General features: G+C 69.2%; 16 protein-coding genes. 11 read left to right on the forward strand and 5 right to left on the reverse strand.

Annotated elements, in window-relative coordinates; translation table 11 throughout:
- Positions 1–12: 12 nt before the first annotated feature.
- Entirely contained in the window at positions 13–1,128 is a 1,116-nt protein-coding gene (locus tag ABL308_07985; protein XBQ14903.1) for a hypothetical protein, read from the forward strand.
- Here the strand turns inward: ABL308_07985 and ABL308_07990 are convergent.
- Entirely contained in the window at positions 1,125–2,045 is a 921-nt protein-coding gene (locus tag ABL308_07990) for a thioesterase family protein (GenBank protein ID XBQ14904.1), read from the reverse strand. The two genes, ABL308_07985 and ABL308_07990, sit on opposite strands and share 4 nt — an antisense overlap.
- Before the next feature lie 70 nt (positions 2,046–2,115).
- Positions 2,116–2,547, reverse strand: a complete 432-nt coding sequence (locus ABL308_07995) for a transcriptional repressor (protein ID XBQ14905.1) — start codon at positions 2,545–2,547, stop codon at positions 2,116–2,118.
- A gap of 152 nt (positions 2,548–2,699) precedes the next feature.
- Between ABL308_07995 and ABL308_08000 the strand changes: the two genes are divergently transcribed.
- From ABL308_08000 to ABL308_08020, 5 genes are all read left to right on the forward strand, one after another.
- Positions 2,700–4,808, forward strand: coding sequence for a TonB-dependent receptor (locus tag ABL308_08000; GenBank protein XBQ14906.1), 2,109 nt, complete (start codon positions 2,700–2,702; stop codon positions 4,806–4,808).
- A 129-nt stretch (positions 4,809–4,937) separates the two neighbouring features.
- The gene (locus ABL308_08005; GenBank protein XBQ14907.1) at positions 4,938–5,579 is read left to right on the forward strand and encodes an OmpW family outer membrane protein; all 642 of its coding nucleotides are present in this window, start codon (positions 4,938–4,940) and stop codon (positions 5,577–5,579) included.
- Between the two features lie 150 nt (positions 5,580–5,729).
- Complete coding sequence (locus tag ABL308_08010) at positions 5,730–6,575, forward strand: SapC family protein (protein XBQ14908.1); 846 nt, start codon at positions 5,730–5,732, stop codon at positions 6,573–6,575.
- 143 nt (positions 6,576–6,718) lie between these two features.
- Complete coding sequence (locus ABL308_08015) at positions 6,719–8,848, forward strand: protein-disulfide reductase DsbD domain-containing protein (GenBank protein ID XBQ14909.1); 2,130 nt, start codon at positions 6,719–6,721, stop codon at positions 8,846–8,848.
- A 3-nt stretch (positions 8,849–8,851) separates the two neighbouring features.
- Positions 8,852–9,499: a redoxin domain-containing protein gene (locus ABL308_08020; GenBank protein ID XBQ14910.1), complete on the forward strand. Its 648-nt coding sequence runs from the start codon at positions 8,852–8,854 to the stop codon at positions 9,497–9,499.
- On the opposite strand, the gene ABL308_08025 is transcribed toward ABL308_08020, so the two are convergent.
- On the reverse strand, positions 9,496–9,939 hold the full coding sequence (locus ABL308_08025; GenBank protein ID XBQ14911.1) for a hypothetical protein: 444 nt from the start codon (positions 9,937–9,939) through the stop codon (positions 9,496–9,498). The genes ABL308_08020 and ABL308_08025 overlap by 4 nt on opposite strands.
- Before the next feature lie 119 nt (positions 9,940–10,058).
- Between ABL308_08025 and hisS the strand changes: the two genes are divergently transcribed.
- On the forward strand, positions 10,059–11,555 hold the full coding sequence (gene hisS / locus ABL308_08030) for a histidine--tRNA ligase (protein XBQ14912.1): 1,497 nt from the start codon (positions 10,059–10,061) through the stop codon (positions 11,553–11,555).
- Between the two features lie 200 nt (positions 11,556–11,755).
- Here the strand turns inward: hisS and ABL308_08035 are convergent, their stop codons facing one another.
- Positions 11,756–12,631: a hypothetical protein gene (locus ABL308_08035; protein XBQ14913.1), complete on the reverse strand. Its 876-nt coding sequence runs from the start codon at positions 12,629–12,631 to the stop codon at positions 11,756–11,758.
- Between the two features lie 184 nt (positions 12,632–12,815).
- Here ABL308_08035 and ABL308_08040 point away from each other — a divergent pair, with 184 nt between their 5' ends.
- From ABL308_08040 to ABL308_08055, 4 genes are all read left to right on the forward strand, one after another.
- The gene (locus ABL308_08040; protein XBQ14914.1) at positions 12,816–13,931 is read left to right on the forward strand and encodes a glycoside hydrolase family 3 N-terminal domain-containing protein; all 1,116 of its coding nucleotides are present in this window, start codon (positions 12,816–12,818) and stop codon (positions 13,929–13,931) included.
- A gap of 157 nt (positions 13,932–14,088) precedes the next feature.
- Entirely contained in the window at positions 14,089–14,820 is a 732-nt protein-coding gene (locus ABL308_08045) for a hypothetical protein (GenBank protein ID XBQ14915.1), read from the forward strand.
- Between the two features lie 244 nt (positions 14,821–15,064).
- On the forward strand, positions 15,065–16,030 hold the full coding sequence (locus ABL308_08050) for a hypothetical protein (protein XBQ14916.1): 966 nt from the start codon (positions 15,065–15,067) through the stop codon (positions 16,028–16,030).
- Between the two features lie 14 nt (positions 16,031–16,044).
- The gene (locus ABL308_08055; protein XBQ14917.1) at positions 16,045–17,127 is read left to right on the forward strand and encodes a hypothetical protein; all 1,083 of its coding nucleotides are present in this window, start codon (positions 16,045–16,047) and stop codon (positions 17,125–17,127) included.
- Here ABL308_08055 and ABL308_08060 read toward each other — a convergent pair.
- Positions 17,124–17,786 (reverse strand): DUF998 domain-containing protein, encoded by a 663-nt coding sequence (locus ABL308_08060; protein XBQ14918.1) that lies wholly within the window; start codon positions 17,784–17,786, stop codon positions 17,124–17,126. The two genes, ABL308_08055 and ABL308_08060, sit on opposite strands and share 4 nt — an antisense overlap.
- Positions 17,787–17,897 lie beyond the last annotated feature (111 nt).

Genomic DNA, 17,897 nt, shown 5'->3' on the forward strand with positions numbered 1-17,897 from the left:
ATTTTCGCGCGGGTGACCGCTTTCAGCCCGACTTCCGCTTTCGCCGCGATCGATCCCGGCGCAGCCGCCGCCGATCCGGCGGTGCGGCGGCGTGCGGCCGCCTATGGCGCGGCGATCCTGCTGCACGGACTTTTGTTTGCGGGGCTGCTCGCCGCGCCGGCGGCGGTGCGTGAAGAAGCCGGCCGGATGGCGCGTGCGATCGAGGTGCGGTTCTACACGGTCGCAGGCGGGGAGGGGGCGGAGACCGACGCCCCGCTGTTCGAGCCGCCGCTGGCCCAGAGCGCTGAAGCGGGCGAAGGGGCGCAGGACGGGGAGACCGAACGCCCGAGCGGCGCCGATCCGGCTGCGGACGAGGCGCAGGCGGGCGGCGCTGAAGCTGCGGAGGTTCAGGAAGCCGCCGAAGATGCTGAACCCGCCGACGCGCCGGAGCCTGTCGCCGAGACAGCCGTCGAGACCGAGGAAGCGGCCGCTGAGCCGGCTCCGGCTGAGACGGGCGATGCGGTCCTTTTCGCTCCCGCAGCCACGCCGGAGCCCGCTGGCGAGAGCGCGGATGCGCCGTCTGCGGGCGCCGCCGCCGGGCCCGCCCCGGCGCCGGCGGCGCCGGCCGATCCGGATCGGCCGATGGCGACGAGCCAGCTTTCCGATCTGCCGCCGCCCGGCGCGCGGCGTGCAGGCCCGCCGAGCTTCGCGGATATTCTGGCGCGCGCCCGCACCCGGCTCGATCCCGCCGATTTCGAAGTCGCCAATCTCGCAGGCGGGGTGAGGCTGACGACACGCGAGGTGTTCTGCCTCAGCTCGGCCTCGGGCAATCGCGACGCGATGGACTGCGGCGACGCGCCGAACGCCGCGTCGGCCGAACTGGCGAAATACGGGCTCATGGATCTGGGCGAGGAGCCGCCGGACTTTCTCGAAGACCTGACGCGGCTCGAGTACCAGCTCCAGACGCTGGGCGCGAACGACAACGCGGTCGCCCGCATCCTGACCGCCCTGCGCGAGGCCCGCCGCGAGGCGATCGCCACCGACCCGATCCAGCGGCAGATGACGCGCGACGGCGAAGGCTACGATAATCTCGGCGTTCGCCGCCGGGATGAAGGCGCGCCCGGGCGCGGCCCGGCGGGCGGGGGCTAGGGCCGAAGCCCGTCGATCCGCGCCGCCTTCATCGCCGCCAGCGTCCCGGAGTCGGGCTGTTTGAGCTTGCGGGTCTCAAGGTCGAGCAGGCAGCCCACCGCTTCGAGCGACCATAGCCCTTCGCCGGTTTCCGGATCGCAGACCCAGTGCACCAGCGTGCGGATCTTGTCGGTGACGTTCGCGATCCCGGTTCTGATCACATAGCCAGAGCCCGCCGCAGGAAAGCGCCGGAAGATCAGCCGGGCTTCGAGCACCGCGCTGGCCGCGGCGATGGGCGCGCCGGTGCGGTAGCTCTCCCATTGCTCGGGAAAGCCCGCTTCGAGATGGATCACGGCGTCCGAGACCTTGCCGAAGGCGAATTCCAGCCGCATCCGGCCGTTCACGTCGGTCTCGTAAGGATGGATCATCCCGCGGGCGAGGGGTTCGAGCCCCAGCGTTTCCGCGCGAACGAGCGAGATGGCTTCCGGCGCGCCGTCGGACAGGCTGCGGGCGGCGAGTTCGGCCGGCGCGTCCACGCGCATCCGGTCGAGCGCGGCGCGGGCGCGTTCGGGCCATGCGAAGACCTTGCCCGAACTCGGATCGGCATGGTCGAGCCGGACCCTGAACACCGCCGCCGGCCGGCCGAGCGCGCGATGGTCGAGCACGAGGGCGGCGGTCAGCCCGGTGTCGTCGTGTTCGAGCACGCCGCCCCGGATCTCCAGCGGCGCGCCGGGCCGGGCTTCGGCCAGGAAGCGGACGACCATCTCGCGGGCGATCAGCGTGGCGGTGGCCGAGCGCGAGAACGCCCCGCGCATGCCGATCATCTGGCTCAGGACCGCGACGGCCTCGCGCGCCTTGGCGAGATAGAAGCGCACGTTGAGATGCCCGAGCTCGTCGCACTCCCAGGCGTTCGCATTGCCGCGCCAAAGACTTTCCATCGCCTCGCCCCCGTCGTTGAGCGAGGCGAAGGCTAGGCCGGTTCGGGCGGCGATGTCATGGGGTGGGCGATCACCCGCAGGCCGCGCAGCGCCCGTAATGCTCGATCACGGAGCGCGCCACGGTGAAGCCGGCGGGCGCGTGCTCCGCATCCGCGTGCACATGGCGTTCTTCCACCGCGCCGCAGCCTTCGCAGATGAACAGCTCCGCGCCGCCTTCCTCCTCGCCGTGGAGGCAGGCGGTGTAGGCGTTCAGCGCCTCGACCTTGTGGGCCAGCCCCGCCTTGGTCAGGAAATCCAGCGCCCGATAAACCGTCGGGGGCTGGGCCGCGCCGCCGGGCTTGAGCGCGGCGAGCAGGTCGTAGGCCTTCACCGGACCGCCCGCCTCGACGAGCAGTTCCAGAACGCGGCGGCGGACAGGGGTGAGCGACAGATTGCGCCGGCGGCAGAAGCGCTCGGCGGTCTTCATCGCTTCGGCGGCGGGGTGAGTCGCGGCGGTCGTCATGGGGTCAATCTACTCGCTGCGGGTCGATGTTGCGAGCCCGACACGCCGCCCGGGTCTGCGCGCGGAAACCGCAGGCCGGGGCTTGTAGGGCCGATTTGGCGCCGTTACAGAGTAACGCCGCTGAGCAATACTATAACATTACGGAGCCGTTCATGTCCCGCCCCGCCCGCCTCGCCGCGCGTCTTTCCGCTGCGGCCAGCCTGATCGCCCTGTCCTCCCCCGCCTTCGCCCTGGACGCCGCCCCGGCCGCCGAAGAGACCGACGTGATCGTCGTCACCTCCGCGCCGATCCGCGTCACCTCCGACGAGTTGGTCGGATCGGTCACCGTGATCGACGAAGACCAGCTGATCCGCGATCTGGACGGCAATATCGCCGACACGCTGGAGCGCCAGCCGGGCGTCACCTCGAGCTATTTCGGCCCCGCCTCCGGCCGGCCGATCGTGCGAGGCCTGGGCGCGGAGCGGGTGCGCGTTCTGATCAACGGTCTGGGCGGGCTGGACGCCTCCACCTCCAGCCCCGACCACGCCGTCGCCGCCGAGGTGCTGGGCGCGACCGGGGTGGAAGTGCTGCGCGGCCCCGCGGCGATCGCCTACGGCGGCAACGCCATCGGCGGGGTGGTCAACATCCTGGACGGCCGGGTTCCCACCGAACCGGTCGACTGCGCGTTCGACGGCTTCGTGTATCTGGGCTCGACCAGCGTGGACGACGGCACGCAGCTCGCCGGCCGGCTGACCGGCGCGATCGGACCGATCGTGCTGCAGGGCGACTTCGTCCGGCGCGAGGCGGACGGTTTCGAGATCCCCGGCTACGCGGAGACCGAAGAGGCGCACGATGATCATGACGAAGACCACGGTGATCATGACGACGACCACGACGACGACCATGATCACGACGAGGAAGAACGCGCCTTCGGCCTGGTCGAGGACGCCTTCTACACCTTCGAAACCGCCTCGTTCGGCGCCTCGCTGGTGCAGAACTGGGGCTATGTCGGGATCAGCGTGAAGGACACTGAGGCCGAATACGGCCTGCCCGGACACGTGCACGCGCACGAGCATGACGACGACCACGACGACCACGACGAAGACCACGACCACGAGGAGGAGGAAGCGCCTGTCCTCGTCATGGATCAGACCCGGATCGACCTGCGCGGCGAGCATGCGCTGGGCGGATTTTTGAACCGTCTGCGCTGGTCGTTCGCCCACTCCGACTACGGCCACGCCGAGATCGAGGAAGGCGAGATCGGCGCCCTGTTCGACCTCGAAGGCGCCGAGCTGCGCATCGAGCTGGCCCACGACCATGACGGCGTCCGCCAGGGCGCATGGGGGATCCAGGCGCTGGCCCAGGACTTCGCGGCGATCGGCGAGGAAGCCTATATCGAGCCGGTGACCACCCAGGACTGGGGCCTGTTCGCCACCGAGCGCTGGGATTTCGGCGAGTGGGGCTTTGAAGGCGGCGCCCGGATCGAGACCCGCAATCTCGACGGCGAACGCGCCGAGCGCACCTTCGACACGATCTCCGCGTCAGGCTCGTTCTTCTTCCGCCCGTCCGAGCCCTGGTTCCTCGCCGCCACCCTGTCGCGCACCGAGCGCGCGCCCAGCGATGTCGAGGTCTTCGCCTTCGGCCCGCACGCGGCCACGCAGACCTTCGAGATCGGCGCGCTCGATCTGGGCAAGGAGACCGCCTGGTCGGGCGAAGCGACCGCCCGCTGGCGCGGCGATCGCATGCGCGGCGAGGCGAACCTGTTCTACGCCGATTATGACGGCTTCATCGCCCTGTTCCCGACCGGCGCGGAAGAAGACGGCTTCGACGTCTTTGAATACCGCCAGCGCGACGCGCGGCTTTACGGGTTCGAGCTCGCCGGTGAGGCCGGGCTCGGCGCGTTCGCCGGGTTCGAGCTGACCGGCGAGGCGGGCGTGGACTATGTCCGCGCCGAACTCGACGGCGGCGGCGACCTGCCGCGTATTCCGCCGCTGTCGGCCACCCTGGCCCTGATCGCCGAGAAGGGGATTTGGTCGGCCCGCGGCGAGGCCCGTCTCGTTGCAGAACAGGACGAGGTGGCCGAATTCGAGACGCCGACCGACGGCTATGCGCTGTTGAACGCCGATCTGGTGGTCAGCCCGTTCGCGAACCGTGACGTGTCGCTGATCCTCGGCGCGCGCAACATCACCGACCAGGAGGCGCGGGTGCACACCTCCTTCCTGAAGAACCAGGTGCCGTTGCCCGGCCGGTCCTTCCGGATCGCGCTTCGCGCGGGCTTCTAGCCACGCATAAGCGCACCCCTGCGGCGGGACGCCGCGCGGCGGCCCGCCGCGCGGCGCCTTGCCCTATCCCCTTTCCCCGCAGGCGGGCGCAGAAAACCCCCATCATTTTTATGGGAAAGGGGAAACCTCATGAAACGCCTGCTCGTCACCGCCGCCGCGGCCGCCATGACCGTCACCGGTCTCGCCGCTCCTGCCCACGCCGACAAGGGCGACTGGCTGTTCCGCCTGCGCGCGATCAACGTGACGCCGGACGAGAGCGCGTCGATCGATCCGATCGGCGGAGACGTCGACATCGACACCTCGATCGTGCCCGAGCTCGACATCACCTATTTCTTCGCCGACAACTTCGCCGCCGAGCTGATCCTCGGCGTCACGCCGCATGACGTGACCGCGGTGGACACCGCGCTGACCGACGTCGATCTGGGCTCGGTCACGCTGCTGCCGCCGACCCTAACCTTCCAGTATCACTTCAACCCCGAAGGCCGGTTCCGGCCCTATGCCGGGGTCGGCGTGAACTACACGATGTTCTTCAACGAGGATCTGCCCACCGGCTCGCCGCTGGTCTCGATCGATTATGACGAGAGCTTGGGTCTGGCCCTTCAGGCCGGCGCGGACGTCGCGATCAACGACACCTGGTTCGTGAACTTCGACGTCAAGAAGATCTGGATCAACACCGACGTGACGATCGACGCCGGCGGGCTCGGCATGGTGGCCGCAGACGTCGACATCGACCCGGTCGTCTTCGGCGTGGGCGTGGGCTTCAAGTACTAGGCTCCCAACCCCCGAACGCCCGCCGCGCGACCCTCCTGTCCTCTCCCGGACGCGCGGCGGGCATTTTTCTTGCACGGCGCCGGGCTTTGTTGCCACCGCCAGCCGTCTGCGGTAACCAACCGCGACGTTCATTCCAGGGGGAAAACCGCCATGGCCGACGCGCCCGAAAATCAGGCCTCCGTGCAAGGATCGCTTCCGCTGTACAAAAAGCCGGAGCCGCTCAACGCCACCGCCCACAAGGGCAAGGGTCTCAAGTTCAACGACCGACCGTTCGACTTTCTCAAGGACACCCATTTCGTGCCGGTCACGCTGGGTGAATTCGGGATGGCGGGCGCGCGCTTCCCGATCATCTTCCTGGGCGACAGCCGCACCCCGGTCGCCGCGATGGGCCTGCAGGCCGGTCTGAACGTTTTCGTCGACGACAAGGGCCAGTTCGCCCAGGACACCTACCTGCCGGCGTACGTCCGCCGCTATCCGTTCGTCGCCGCGACCCATTCCGAGCAGAACGACCGTTTCACGATCTGCGTCGACACCGGTTCGCACCTGTTCTCCGACAAGCCGGACGAGCCGTTCTTCACCGACGACGGTCAGCCGACCGAGTTTCTGAATCGTGCGATCGAGTATGTTCGCCGCTTCGAATCCGACGTCCAGATCACGATGAACTTCGTCGAGAAGATGAAAGAGCTCGACCTGTTCGACCAGCAGCAGGCGACCTTCCAGCCGCGCGACAGTCAGGGCAACCCGACCGGCGACCCGCAGACTGTCGCGACCTATTGGGGCCTCAGCGGCGAAAAGCTGATGAAGCTCGACAAGGACAAGCTCGCCGAGCTGCGTGACAACACTTTCCTCGGCGCGATCTACGCCCACATGCTTTCGATGACTCAGTGGGACGTGCTGATCCAGCGCACCCTGCGCGCCCAGGGCCAGCAAGCCGCCAAGGGCGGCCAGCAGCCCAAGCCGGGCTCCGTGCCGCCGCCGCCTGCGCCCGAAGCGTAAGCTGCGCGTACGCGCTTAAAGAAACGGGCCGGCCGCGAGTTTCGCGGCCGGCCTTTTTCTTTGTCCGATCACAAGGTTGTCAGCCCGCTTCCGCCGTCTGGCTCATATCGCCTATATGACGGTCTGAAGCTTCGGAGAGCCGCATGACCGCCTTTCTCGCCCGTCTTCTGCTTATCGCCGCGCTGGCTGTGTCCGGCGCGGCCGCGCACGCCCAGTTCGGCGGCGCCGATCCGATGGTGGATGCGCGGCTGGTCTCCGACCGGGCTTCGGTCGCGCCGGGCGAGACCTTCCATATCGCGCTGCATCAGGACATCACCGAAGGCTGGCACACCTATTGGCGCAATCCCGGCGACAGCGGTGAACCGACGCGGCTTGAACTGGATTTGCCCGAAGGCTGGACGACGGGAGAGATGATCTGGCCCGCGCCCAAGCCCTATCCGCTCGGACCGCTGACCAATTACGGCTACTCGAACGAAGTCACGCTTCCCGTGCCGGTCACCGTGCCGGCGGACGCGCCCGCGGGCCGGATCGAGATCCCCGCCCACGCCACCTGGCTCGTCTGCGAAGACGTCTGCATTCCTGAAGAAGCCGATCTGACGCTGACCCTGCAGGTCGGGGAGTCCCGTCCAGACCGCAGCGGCGCGCGGCTGATCGAGGCTGCGATCGAGGCCGCCCCGATCGCCGCGACGGATCTCGCCGCCGGTGTCGAAAAGGGCGAAGGCGCGCTCGCCTTCACCTTCGCCGGTGAGGCGCTTCAAGGCGCGTCGGACGTGTACGTCTACCCCTACGAGTCCGGTGTGATCGACCACGCCGCGCCGCAGCGCGTGCGTATCGAGGACGCTGCAGCACGCGTGGACGTGAAGAACGGCTATCTCACCCGCGGCGATCTATCGGGGCCGTATCGCGTGCTCCTGAGCGTCGACCGCGGCGGCGAGCGCTTCGCCTACGAGGTCGCCGCCGAAGCCGGAACGCTGGTCAACGCGCTTGCTCCGGCCGCCGCCGCTGGGCCCGGCGCGGCGTCAGCGAATGACGGCGAGGCGGCCGGCGGGCCTCCGGCCGCCCCGTCGATCGGCTTCTGGCGCGCGGCGCTGTTCGCGCTGATCGGCGGTCTGATCCTCAATCTGATGCCGTGCGTGTTCCCGATCCTGTCGATGAAGGCGCTCACCATCGTCGAGAAGCGCGGCGCGGCGCGCGGCGAGGCGCGGCTTCTGGGCCTGATCTTCGCGGCCGGCGTGATCGGGACCTTTCTGGCGCTGGGCGGGCTGCTTCTGGCGCTGCGCGTGGCGGGCCTGCCCGATCTGTGGGGCGTTCAGCTTCAGGTGCCCGGCGTGGTCGCCGGCCTCGCGCTTCTGATGTTCTTGATCGGGCTCAATTTCCTGGGCGTGTTCGAGATCGGCTCGAGCCTTCAGACCGTCGGCGGCGGGGTGCGCGACACCGGACGGCGCGGCGCGCTTCTGACCGGCGTGCTCGCGGTGTTCGTCGCCGCGCCCTGCCTTGCGCCCTTCATGACCGGCGCGCTCGCCTTCGCCCTGTCCCAGCCGCCCGCGGCCTCGCTCGCGGTGTTCGCGTTTCTGGGCGTCGGGCTCGCCGCGCCCTTCGTGCTGGTGAGTTTCTTCCCCGGGCTGCTCGGGTTCCTGCCTGCGCCGGGCCTGTGGATGGTCCGGCTGCGCCAGGTCCTGGCCTTTCCGATGTTCGCGACAGCCGTGTGGCTGGTCTGGGTGCTGACCAGCCAGGTCGGCGCCACCGGCGTCGTCTGGGCGCTTCTGGCCTTCCTCGCCGCGGGGTTCGCCGCCTGGGCGTTTTCGCTGGGCGGCGCGGCGTGGCGCGCCTCGTCAGCCGTCGCAGCGCTCCTCGCTGCGGTTTGCGTCTTCGCAGCCGCGCGCATGGAGCCCGCCGAGATCGGCACGCCTGCGGGCGAGGCCTGGGCGGAGTGGAGCCCGGCGGCGGTCGAGACCGCCCGCGCCGAGGGGCGGCCGGTCTTCATCGACTTCACCGCCGCCTGGTGCGTGACCTGCCAGTTCAACAAGCTCGGCCCGCTCAGCGAACGCGCGGTGAAAGACGCGTTCGAGCGTAACGACGTCGCGCTTTTCCGCGCCGACTTCACCAATCGCGATCCGGAAATCGCCGCCGAGCTGGCCCGCCACGGCGCGCCGGGCGTTCCGCTCTACGTCGTCTATCCCGGCGGCGAGGGGGCGGCGGAGACCCTTCCGCCGCTTCTGACGCGTGATATTGTGATCCAGGCCGTCGACAGGGCCGTACAAGGAGGTTCGTAAACCATGGAAGACCCGACCATGACGTTCTCGCGCCGCACCCTCGCCACCGCCGCAGGCCTTCTGGCCGCGTCCGGTCTCACGCTCGCCGCCTTCGCCGCCGAAGCGCGCGCGGACGCGATTCCCGGCCAGCCCGCCCCGGCCTTCACCGGCCAGACCGCGAACGGCCAGGAAATCTCCCTGTCGGACTTCGCCGGCCAGACGGTGGTCCTGGAATGGACCAATCACGGCTGCCCCTACGTGCAGCGGCACTATCAGGGCAACATGCAGGCGCTGCAGACCCGCGCCGCCGATGAAGGCACGGTCTGGATCCAGGTGATCAGCTCCGCACCCGGCGAGCAGGGCCATGTCGAAGGCCCCGACGCGCTGCGCATCAACGCCGAGCGCGGCTCCGCGCCGGCCTGGACCATCCTTGATCCCGACGGCGTGATCGGCCGCGCCTATGACGCGCGCACCACCCCGCACATGTACGTCATCGACGGGGAAGGCGTGCTGCAATACGCCGGCGGCATCGACGACCAGCCCCGCCCGCGTGACGGCGATCCCGAAGCCACGCCGTTCGTCGCGATGGCGCTCGACGCCGTGGCCGCCGGCGAAACGCCGGACCCCGCCGCGACCGCGCCCTATGGCTGCTCGGTGAAGTACAAGGGCTAGTCAGAGCTGCAGCTCATCGCCGGTCCCGACGCCTCGGGATCGGCGGCGATCTGTTCGGCCTGGCGGGCCAGCCGGGCGATCTCGGCGTAGGCGCGGGACATGTCCGCGCGGGTCTCTGCCGCGTCCAGCGCCTCGATCCGCGCGCCCGCGTCCCGGCTCATCCCCCGGAAAATGCATTTCAGGTCCTCAGGCCCGCCGCGGGCTTCGATCTCGGCGCTGAGCGCCCTCGCGGCGAGGGCGAAATCGGTGAGGTCTGCGAGCAGCCGGTCGCCGGTCGCCGGGGCCTCGGCGGGCGCGGCGGGCGCGGTCCTGAAGGCGTCGGCGCGCGTTTCAGCCTCGCCTGCGATCCGGCCTGCGAGGTCGATCACGCGCGCGCTGTCGGCGAACGCCGCGCCCGAACATGCGGCGAGAGCGAGGGCGGTGAGGACGGCGCGGATCATCGTGAGGCGGCTCCTTTGCTTCGCCCCGCGGACATGCAAGGCCTGCGCCGCTTGATCGGCGGACGCCGCGAGGCTAACCCGTGCCGGACTTCCAAAACGTTTGATCCGGAAAGCTTCCCATGGCGAAACAGAAGGCGTTCAAGCCCAAGGCCCGTCGTCCGCGCGGTTTCGAGGACCGGTCCGCGCATACGCTGCGCGCCGAGCGCGCCCTGGTCGCCGCGGCGAGCGGGGTCTACGAGCGCTGGGGGTTCGAGCCGCTGGAGACGCCGGCCTTCGAGTACGCCGACGCGCTGGGCAAGTTCCTGCCCGACGAGGAGCGGCCCAACGAAGGCGTCTTCGCCATGCAGGACGACGACGAGCAGTGGATGGCGCTGCGCTACGACCTGACCGCGCCGCTCGCCCGTTTCGCCGCAGAAAACTATCAGGACCTCGCCAAGCCTTTCCGCCGCTATCAGTTCGGCGAGGTCTGGCGCAATGAAAAGCCCGGCCCGGGCCGCTTCCGCCAGTTCGTCCAGTGCGACGCCGACAGCGTCGGCGCAGCCGGCCCGGCTGCAGATGCGGAGATGATCGCGCTCGCCAGCGAAGTCATGGCTGCGGCGGGCCTGGGGCAGGGCGAGTATGTCATCCGGGTGAACGACCGCCGGCTGCTGGACGCCGTGCTCGAACAGCTCGGCGAGGGCGCGGCGGACAAGCGGCTGCGGGTCCTGCGCGCGATCGACAAGCTCGACCGGCTGGGCCTTGAAGGCGTCGAGCAATTGCTCGGCGAAGGGCGCAAGGACGAGAGCGGGGACTTCACCGAAGGCGCAGGCCTGGACGCGGCGCAGCGGCGCACGGTGCTCGACTTCGTCGCCATCCAGAAGGCGGTCGCCGAAAGCAACGCCTCGGCCAACGAGGCCAATCGGTACACGCTCGAGCGGCTGGCCGCGACCCTCGGCGGGTCGAACACCGGCAAGGCGGCGGTGAGCGATCTTGAAGAGATCACCGCCATACTGGACGCGCTGGGCAAGTCGGGCCGCTGGCTGCTGGACACCACGGTGGTGCGCGGGCTGGGCTATTACACCGGACCGGTTTTCGAGGCCGAGCTGCTGGCCCAGGCGACCTATGCGGACGGCAGCCCGATGCGCTTCGGCTCGGTCGGCGGGGGCGGGCGTTATGACGATCTCGTCGCGCGCTTCACCGGCCAGGCCGTGCCCGCGACCGGGTTCAGCTTCGGCGTTTCCCGCTTTGCGGCCGCGCTCAGCGCGCTCGGCCGTCTGGATGCCGCCGAGGCCGATCCGCTCGTGGTGGTGATCGCTGCGGAAAAGGACCGTATGGCGGACTATTTCGCGCTCGCCGCCGAGCTGCGGGCCGCCGGCCTCAGGGCCGAGGCCTTCGTGGGCGGCGGAAACATGGGCAAGCAGCTGAAATACGCCGACCGGCGCGGCGCGGCGTTCGCGGTCATCATCGGTTCCGAAGAGCGCGAAAAGGGCGAAGCGCAGATCAAGGATCTCGCGCTCGGCGCCCGGCTCGCCGTCCAGATCGAGGACAACAAGGCCTGGCGTGAGGACCAGCCCGCCCAGTTCACGGTCAGGCGCGAGGCGGTCGTTTCGGCCGTTCGCGAGCGCCTGGGCCGCTGAGCCCGCCATGCGCACGGCGCATAGCGGCTCTGTTTCAGGGGCTTGACGGGCCTTGTTGAAGTGAGTCAGTCTGATTTCACGACAAGGCCTGACCGTCTTGTCTCTTAAGCGGTGTCTCTGGGGAGGAGACGTCTCTTAATCGACCAACCATTTCTTTGCGCCCGGCGTCTTGCGACGCCGGGCCTTTTTTTGATCTCCGCTCAGTCCCGCGGCGCAGGCGGCGGCGGGGGCGGGGTGGGCGCGCCGGCAAGCCGGCTTTCATGCTCGGCCAGCAGCTCGTCCAGGGCCGAGCCGGTCACTTCCTCGCCGTCCACCCAAGCGCGGACTTCCCCGTTATTGCGGCGGATGCGCACCTCGCGGCGCTCGCCTGGACCGCCCAGCGCTTCGAGCCGTTCGGCGAGCTCCGCGCGCTCCGCCCGGAGCTCTTCGAGCGCCTCTTCCAGCTCGGCACGGCGTTCGTTGTCGAGCTCGACCCGTTCGCCGCCGTCATGAACCCAGCCGCGTTCCAGCGCGCGTTCGATCCCGCGTGCGCCGGACTCGATCCCCCGCAGTCCTTGCGCCAGGCCGAAACGCTCCATCCGCGCGCCGAAGGCTTCAGCGTCGTGACCACGCTCCGCGGCGCGCTCGGCCAGACGCTCGGCGTGCCGGGCCATGCGTTCGGCGTGACGCTCCATGCGCTCGGCGTGGCGTTCGATCCCGGCTTCGTCGAAGTCGAGCTCGCCCTCGAAATCAAAGTCGAAATCGGAGTTTGCAAACGCCACGACCATGGCGTCGCGGGCGAAGCCGTTGGCGAGCGCGGCCATGGCCTCGGCGAAGGCTTCGATCTCGCCCTCGTCCCAAAGCTCGTCTTCGAGGATTTCCAGCCTGAGATCGACGGTCTTGCGGTCGCTGCGCTCGATGGCGCGCTCGATCGCCTCGGCGGCGTCTCCGCCGTCGCCGATGGCGATACGCTCGCCGTTGACGATGAGGATGCGCGTGTTGCGCTCCGCGCCGGCGAGGTCGGCTTCCTGGGCGCCGGCGGTGGCGCAGGCGACGATGAGCGGGGCGGCCGCACAGGCGGCGAGAAAATGTTTCATGGCGAAATCTCCCTGTAAGCCCCGCCAGACTGACCCGCCTCACATTACGCCGCCTCGTCCGCAGGCTTAATTCGTCGTCATGGGCGGGAAAGGCGCGCCGGCGTGGACCTCGCCCGCCAGCGCCGGTATCGTCTCGGCTGACGGACAGACGGACCTGCGCGAGGGGCGCGGGCGAGGGGCGACAATGACCATCACACTCGACCGGCGCCGCTTTGTCGGCGCGGCCGCGGGCCTGGGGCTCGCCTCGATGACTGGCGCGACCGCTGCGGCGTCGTCCTCCTGGGCCGACGCGCCGCTGGAGCGTCTGGTCGGACGGATGCTGATCCTGGGCTTTCTCGGCGATGCGCCGGGGGGCGGGGACACCGACGCGCTGACCGATCATCTCGCCGAAGGCCGGGTCGGCGGGGCGCTGTTCCTGCGCCATAACGCGCGCTCGCGGGCGGGTATTGAAGGGCTGACCGCGCAGTTTCGCGCCGCCGCGCCGGACGCCTTCCTGTCGGTCGATCAGGAGGGCGGCTTCGTTCAGCGCCTGAGCGGAGACATGGGCTATTACAAGATCCCCACCGCCTCGGCCCTCGTCGAAGCCGGTCCCGAAGCCGCGCGCGCCGCGTTCGACCGGGGCGCGGAGGAGCTGGCTGCGGCCGGGTTCAACATGAACCTCGCCCCGATCGCGGACCTTCATCAGGACGGCAACGCCGTCATCGCCCGCTGGGAGCGCGCCTTCGGCGACGACCCGGCCGCGGTGGCGCAGTATTGCGCCCTGTTCGTCGAGGCGATGGAGGCGCGCCGCATCGCCTGTTCGATCAAGCACTTCCCCGGCCACGGCCGTTCGATCGGCGACAGCCATGACGGCTATGTCGACCTCACCGAAACCTGGAGCTTTGAAGAGGTCGAGCCCTTCGCCCGGCTGATCGACACCGATCACGCGCATCTGATCATGGGCGGGCATCTGGTCAATGAGCGCCTCGACCCCGAAGGCCTGCCCGCCACGCTCAGCCGGCCCATGCTGCGCGGCCTGCTGCGCCAGGCGATGGGCTATTCCGGCGCGATCATCACCGACGATCTCGACATGGGTGCGATCCGCTCGCACTACAGCCGGGAGGAGGCGATCGTGCGCTCGATCGCAGCGGGCAACGATCTCCTGCTGATCTCGAACTCGGCGGACGCCGATCCCGACCTGCCCCGCCGGGCGGTCGACTGGGTGGGCGCGGCGGTCGAGCGCGGCGATCTGACGATGGATCGCCTCGTCGAAGCGAGCATCCGCATCGACGCGCTGCACCAGATCACCGATCCGGTCTAGAGAACGCCTCAAGCACCTGCTTTAAAACGCCTTCCTGCTCGGGGCGTCACACCCGGGCGGCGTTCGCTCGCGCGCTGCACGTGCGGGCGTCGGCGCGGTGCGAATTTCGCAGACGGGGCGTTGATCCGTACGCGGACAGCCCTTATGTGACATTTTTATGAAAGCCAGTTTCGTCGCCCTCTGCCTCGCCGTGCTGCTTCCCGGAGCGGCGCTCGCACAAACCGTCAGCAGCGTTTCCGGTCCCGATATCAAGGCCGGCGAGCGCGAACTCGAATACCGTCTGGGCGCAGCGTTTGGCGAAACCGTGGACGACGCGGCGTTCGCGCACCGTGTTCACTATCAGCAGGCGATCAACGAGCGACTGCGCTGGCGGGTGCGCGGGCTCTGGCGCGATCCGTCCGGCGCGGGGATCACCCTGGATCATGTCCAGGGCGAGCTGCACCTGCAGCTGATCGAGCCGACGCCGTCAGGCTATTCCAGCGGCCTGCGCTTTAACGCGCGCGCCGCCGTGCGCGACGGCGCGCCTGACGAGCTCGGCGTGACCTGGCTTCATCAATGGCGGCTCGACGAGAGCTGGCGCGTGCGTGCGATGGCGTCCGTGGATCGCGAACTCGGTGCGGGCGCCTCGGACGACTGGTTCCTGGAGGCGCGCGCAAGCGTCTACAGGTCGTTCGGAGACGGGTTCGCGCTCGGCGTCGAGAGCTTCAACGATTTCGGCGCCATGGGCGTGAGCTTCGGCAGTTTCGACGACCAGAGCCACCAGCTGGGCCCGGTCGTGAGCGGGGAGATCGACGCGGCGGGTCTGGAATGGTCGGTGGGCGTGCTGTTCGGGCTGTCGGACGGCGCCGACGATCAGGACCTGATGCTGCGCCTCGAGCGCGCGCTCTGAGCGCCGCCCTTCTCAGGCGGCGCCGAAGGCGTCGGACGCTGTTGCTTTGAGTATTCATCGGGCCGGCTGCGCCGTTGTAATATCGCCTATGCGTCCGATCAGGGCGACGTTCCGATTATCCGGAATTGCTACGGAAAAGCGATAATATCGCCTGGAACATCATTCTCATTGAGTGTTCGTTCCCGGTTCTCTAAACCGCGATTTCACGGGTGATTTACTGGGGGGGATCGTGGTTAGAACGGCGTTGGCCGCATGTTTTGCGGCGTTGCTTTGCGAGTCGGCTGCATCCGCGCAGATTTTCGGTTTTGGCGGCGAGGCGGGCCAGGTTCAGCCCGACGCGGCGCCGCGTTACGGACAGCATGTTTTCGGGACCGGCGGCGAGCCCGATCCCTATGTCATCGCGATCCGCTCCGGCGGTGATTACGCGGCGCGCCGGTCCGGCTTTCCCGACCGCTGCTACGGCGTCGTCACCGAAGAACCCACCATCGTGCTCGATCATGTGGGCGGTGCGCCCTCGCTGAGCATCTTCACGGCCGGCCGGGCCGACACGACCCTCGCGATCATCGATCCGTCCGGCGCCTGGCGCTGCGACGACGACGGGGCGGGCCGGGGCACGAACGCCGCGCTGACCTACCGGTCGCCGCAGCCAGGGCTTTACCGGATCTGGGTCGGCGATTTCAGCGACCGCGAGTCCAATTCGACCCTTGTGATCTCGGAAAGCTCGCCCTTCGCCCACCCTATCGGCCGGCCGAACGCGCGCGCGCAGACGACCCCGGCTGTAGAGCTGAGCCTCGCGCCAGGGTTCACGCCCGATCCGCTCACCATCGACGTACGCACCGGCTACGGCGTCGAGCTCGGTTCGCTCGACGTGTACGGCGAGGAGCAGTGGGGGCGTTGCTCCGGATCGGTGGGCGAGACGCCCAGCGCGGTGGTGGACTGGGCCGGTGGCGGCACGCTCTCCTTCGTGGCGGACGGCGAGTACGACTACGTCATGGACGTCCGGCCGCCCTCGGGCGAAGCGATCTGCAATGACGACGTCGGCGAATTCGACGAGCGGGCCGGCCTGACCTTCGAAAACGCGGAAGCCGGCTTCTACAGAATCTATGTCGGGCTGTTCTTTGGGGGAAACAGCGAGGTGGACGCCACGCTCACGATCTCCAACGGCCCGATCGTGGTCGACGACCGCCCGTTCAACCCCGGTTGGCCGTAGGACTGGAGCGCATGATGAAATCGGTTTTCGCACTCGCCGCGCTCCTCGCCGGCCTTTTCTCCGCCGCCGCGTTCGGCCAGCAAGCGCCGTTCTACGGCCAGCACCTGTCCGGCGAGTACGGGCTGTACGACCAGTCGGGCGCGCGCGTGTGCACCGTGCGGCTGACCGACCAATTCAACCAGCTTCGCGAGACGTTCCAGATGGATGCGCGCGACTGCCCCGAACCGATCGCATCCGCCGCCCGCTGGGAGCTTGAACGCGGGATGGGGACGGGCCGCCATCAGATCGCTTTCTGGTCTGGCGGTTTCACGCCGGCCTGGCGCGGCGCGGTTCCCAGCCGAGAGGCCGAAGTCTGGGTCGGAGAGGGGTCGGACGGGACTAGCTACCAGTTACGGCCCGAGAGCGAGAGACCGCGCGCCTGGTTGCGCGGCGAGCCGCAGGCTCAGCGCCGCGCGCTTGAACAGGCGAACCGCTTGCGACCCGGCGATCTTCTGGGCGTATACCGGCTGAGCCCGCGCAACGGGTATCCGCGCGAGTGCTATCTGACGCTGTTCAGAGGTCCGAACGGGGGCGGCCGCGTCCGCGTGGAAGGCGAGGGCTGCGGGCCGTTCGCCAACGCCGACCGGTTCAGATATCAGCAAGGCCGGGTCGTGATTTTTGATCGCCGCAATCAGGGCGTATGGGGCGGCGACGTGCGCCGGCCCGACGGCGCCATCCGCATCGTCGGCGGCGATCGCCAGATCGGCCAGTGGGAACTCAACCGGCTCGGCGCCGCGCTCCCGCGCACGGCTGAAACCGTAACGATGGAGACGCTGGCGGGCCGCTGGACGTTCGAGGAGAACGGCGCGCGCTGCGCAGTGACGCTTCTGGCGGACGGGCGGGTCGACGCGGCGTTCGCCTGCGAAGACCCCGCGCAATTGTTCGGAAGCTGGCGGCTGGAGGGCGATCTCGTCGTCATCTCCGACAGCTCCGTTTTCAACCCGTCCGACATCTGGCGCGGGCGCGTGGTCGACATGAACACGATCGAGGGGCGGGGTACGGACGTGATGGTCGGCCTGCCGCCGCGGCGCGTCGGCCGGTCCGCCCTAAGACGCTAGAACCCGCCTTCGTCCAGACGCTCGCCACGCCCGCGCCGCATCAGCAGGCGGCCGGCGATGACCATCCAGGTGATCAGCGTGAAGCCGGCGATGCGCTCGACCGCGCCGTTATACGCCTCCGGCGTGACGATGAAGGCCGGCCAGGCGATCAGCCAGGCGCCCGCCGCGATGAAGCTGAACCGGTAATACCCGGTGTCGAGCTCGCCGAGTTCCCTGGCCAGCAGCCCGAGGGCTGCGGCGAACAGCAATCCGATCACCAGGGTGAGCGGCTTGTGGAAGACGAACCCGCCCGGCTCGCCGTCGCCATAGGCGTTGTGCCAGGCGAGCAGGACGACGCTGAGCCCGGTGAGCGCCATGACGGCGCAGCCCGCGATGAAGCGCGGATTGCGCCCCAGGCTCCAGTGATGAAGTCCGGCCGCGATCGCGACCAGGCCCAGCCCTTCCAGCGTCAGCCCAAGATCGACCCAGATCGAGTGCGGCCCCGCCGCGCCCTGGGAGACGGTGTTCGCGACGAAGTTCAGCTGATCGTTCAGCCGCACGGTGATGATGTCGCCCGAAAGCCCGGCCACCGCGCCGAGCACGGCGGCGATCCCGCAGGCGAACAGAACCGGATGCGGCACGGCGGGGCGGTCCGGTCGGAGGGCGTCGATGATGCGCATGGGAGGGAAATGCGGCCGGCTCGCCGATGGTTTCGCGCTGCGGCGCCTGTCCCACACGGTTTTGCTCCCTGTCCGGACCGAGTCCGGCTAGCGTTCAGGCTCGAACCCTTT

This window comes from Oceanicaulis sp. (assembly GCA_040112665.1).
Classification (GTDB): Bacteria; Pseudomonadota; Alphaproteobacteria; order Caulobacterales; family Maricaulaceae; genus Oceanicaulis.